We start from the raw sequence: 2,692 nt of genomic DNA on the forward strand, positions 1-2,692 counted from the left end.
CGCATCGCGCGCGCCGGATTCGGCGTCGACGATCAGCACATCCGGCGCCAGCGCGGCAAGTTTCTCGGGCAGCTGCGCATCGGCGCCCAGCAGCCCGGCAATGCGGTAGCCGCCCAGCTCCAGCCCGCGGATCAGCGCGCGCAGGCGCAAGGCTTCGTCCCAACCTTCCTCATCGGCGAGGTCCGGGATGCTGGTGGCCATCGTGATGACGGCCAGACGGAGTTCGGGCTTGCCCACGCTGTTGCAGCATGCAAGGAATGCACCTGTGCGGTGACAAGACGGGAAGGCCATGCCGCCTAACATGTCACGATGAGTCCTGATTTCCCCACGCTCCAGACGCCGCGCCTGCGGCTGCGCGAGTTGCAGCCGGCCGATGCCCCGGCCTTTTTCGAGATCCACCGCAATGCCGATGCGATGCGCTGGTTTGGCACCGATCCGCTGACCGAGCTGGCCGAGGCCGAGCAGGTCATCGAGGGTTTCCGCACCAGCCGCGAGGCCAGGCAGCCCGGCATCCGCTGGGGCCTGCAGCAGTTGTCTGACGACCAGTTGCTTGGCAGCTGCGGCCTGTTCCGCTGGAACCGCGGCTGGCGCAGCTGCGGCCTGGGCTACGAGCTGGCACCGGCCGCGCAAGGCCAGGGCCTGATGCGCGAGGCGCTGCAGGCGGTGCTGGGCTGGGGCTTCGAGCACTGGGCGCTGAACCGCGTCGAGGCGCAGGTGCACCCGGCCAACCAGGCCTCGCTGGGCCTGTTGCTGCGCCTGGGCTTCCAGCGCGAAGGGCGCATGCGCCAGGCCGGCTTCTGGCAGGGCGCGCACCGCGACCTGCTGCTGTTCAGCCTGTTGCGCGAGGACTGGGACGCCAAGCTGGGTGCAAGGCTCGCGGGCTGACCCCGTTGCCCCGGGCGAAATCGTCGATCCTTACAATGTGACGATGTCCCGACCCGACGAATTCATCCTCACGCTGGCCTGCCGCGACACCAAGGGCATCGTGCACAACGTGTCCGGCCTGCTGTACCAGGCCGGCTGCAACATCCTCGATTCCCAGCAGTTCGGCGATGTGTCGGGCGAAGACGCCACCGGCCTGTTCTTCATGCGCGTGCATTTCGAGGCGCCCGCCCAGCTGGCCGACGTGGCCACGCTGGAGCGCCTGTTCGCCCATGTGCGCGAGCAGTTCGGCATGGACGCCCGCATTGACGCGGTGGACCGCAAGCCGCGCGTGCTGCTGATGGTCAGCCAGCACGGCCACTGCCTGAACGACCTGCTGTTCCGCTGGAAAAGCGGCCAGCTGCCGGTGGACATCCCGGCCATTGTCTCCAACCACAGCACCTTCGAGTCGCTGGCCGCCAGCTACGGCCTGCCGTTCCACCACCTGCCGCTGGTCGGCGGCTCGGACCCGGCGACCAAGCGTGCGCAGGAGCAGCGCATCGAGGCGCTGATCGAAGCCGAGCAGGTCGACCTGGTGGTGCTGGCGCGCTACATGCAGATCCTCTCGCCCGAGTTCTGCGAGCGGCTGCGCGGCCGGGCCATCAACATCCACCACAGCTTCCTGCCCAGCTTCAAGGGCGCGAAGCCGTATTTCCAGGCCCACGCGCGCGGCGTGAAGCTGATTGGCGCGACGGCGCACTATGTGACGCCGGACCTGGACGAAGGCCCCATCATCGAGCAGGACGTGGCCCGCGTGGACCACTCGTTGTCGGCCGAGGACCTGACCGCCGTCGGCCGCGACGTCGAATGCGTGGTGCTGGCACGCGCGGTGCGCTGGCACGTCGAGCGCCGGGTGCTGATCAACGGCTACAAGACCGTGGTGTTCCGCTAAGCCGGGCGCCGCCAGCCCACAGGAGACGACCCAATGCCCACCAAAGCCCAGGCAGCCGCCTTGCTGGCCTCGCCGGACGAGGTCGAGAACCAGTTCTACGAAGCCTTGCGCGAGGCCGACCTGGCCAAGCTGATGGCCGTCTGGGCCGAGGAGGAAGAGGTCATCTGCGTGCATCCGGGCGGGCCGCGCATGGTCGGCGCCGCGGCGGTGCGGGCGGCCTTCGAGGCCTTGTTCAGCAACGGCCCCATCGTCGTGCAGCCGGAAAACGTGCGGCGCGTGCACACCCTCTCGGCCGCGGTGCACAGCGTCAACGAACGGCTGGAGCTGGTGACCGCCGAAGGCAAACGCACCGGCTGGGTCAGCGCGACCAACGTCTTCATCAAGACCACGCTGGGCTGGCGCCTGGTGGCCCACCACGCCAGCCCCGGCACGCCGCACGAGCCTGTGGAGGTCATCGAAACCCCGGCGGTGCTGCACTGAGTGGACGGGACGGAGCGGGTCTGACCATGCAGGCCTTCCACGCGCCGCGCTGGCTGCCTGGTGGACATCTGCAGACCATCTGGCCGGCGCTCTACGCCAGGCCCGTGCTCGGCCCGCCGCCGCGCTTCACGCGCGAGCGCTGGGCCACGCCGGACGGCGACTTTGTCGACGTCGACCTGTGCGCCGCAGCCGACCCGCAGGCGCCCTGGCTGGTGCTGTTCCACGGCCTGGAAGGCTCGTCTTCCAGCACCTATGCCCAGGCCTTTGCCGAAGTGGCTGCCGAGCGCGGCTGGTCCTACGCGGTGCCGCATTTCCGTGGCTGCTCCGGCGAGCTGAACCTGGCGCCGCGGGCCTACCATTCGGGGGACTTCGAGGAGATCGGCTGGATCCTCGGCCGGC

General features: G+C 69.2%; 4 protein-coding genes and 1 pseudogene. 4 read left to right on the forward strand and 1 reads right to left on the reverse strand.

The window, feature by feature from the left end; translation table 11 throughout:
- Nucleotides 1-201: pseudogene (locus FKP22_RS26550) on the reverse strand (response regulator); the annotation flags it as partial.
- Between the two features lie 108 nt (nt 202-309).
- Here FKP22_RS26550 and FKP22_RS26555 point away from each other — a divergent pair.
- The 4 genes from FKP22_RS26555 to FKP22_RS26570 form a co-directional block, all read left to right on the forward strand.
- Complete coding sequence (locus tag FKP22_RS26555; RefSeq protein ID WP_141290925.1) at nt 310-885, forward strand: GNAT family N-acetyltransferase; 576 nt, start codon at nt 310-312, stop codon at nt 883-885.
- A gap of 43 nt (nt 886-928) precedes the next feature.
- A complete protein-coding gene (gene purU, locus FKP22_RS26560) occupies nt 929-1,813 on the forward strand; it encodes a formyltetrahydrofolate deformylase (protein WP_141290926.1) in 885 nt (294 codons plus the stop codon).
- A gap of 33 nt (nt 1,814-1,846) precedes the next feature.
- On the forward strand, nt 1,847-2,293 hold the full coding sequence (locus tag FKP22_RS26565) for a YybH family protein (RefSeq protein ID WP_141290927.1): 447 nt from the start codon (nt 1,847-1,849) through the stop codon (nt 2,291-2,293).
- 26 nt (nt 2,294-2,319) lie between these two features.
- Nucleotides 2,320-2,692, forward strand: a 373-nt coding sequence (locus tag FKP22_RS26570) for an alpha/beta fold hydrolase family protein (protein ID WP_510606729.1), incomplete at its 3' end; no start/stop codon positions are given.

The sequence above is a fragment of the Ideonella azotifigens genome (assembly GCF_006519715.1).
GTDB lineage: Bacteria > Pseudomonadota > Gammaproteobacteria > Burkholderiales > Burkholderiaceae_C > Ideonella > Ideonella azotifigens.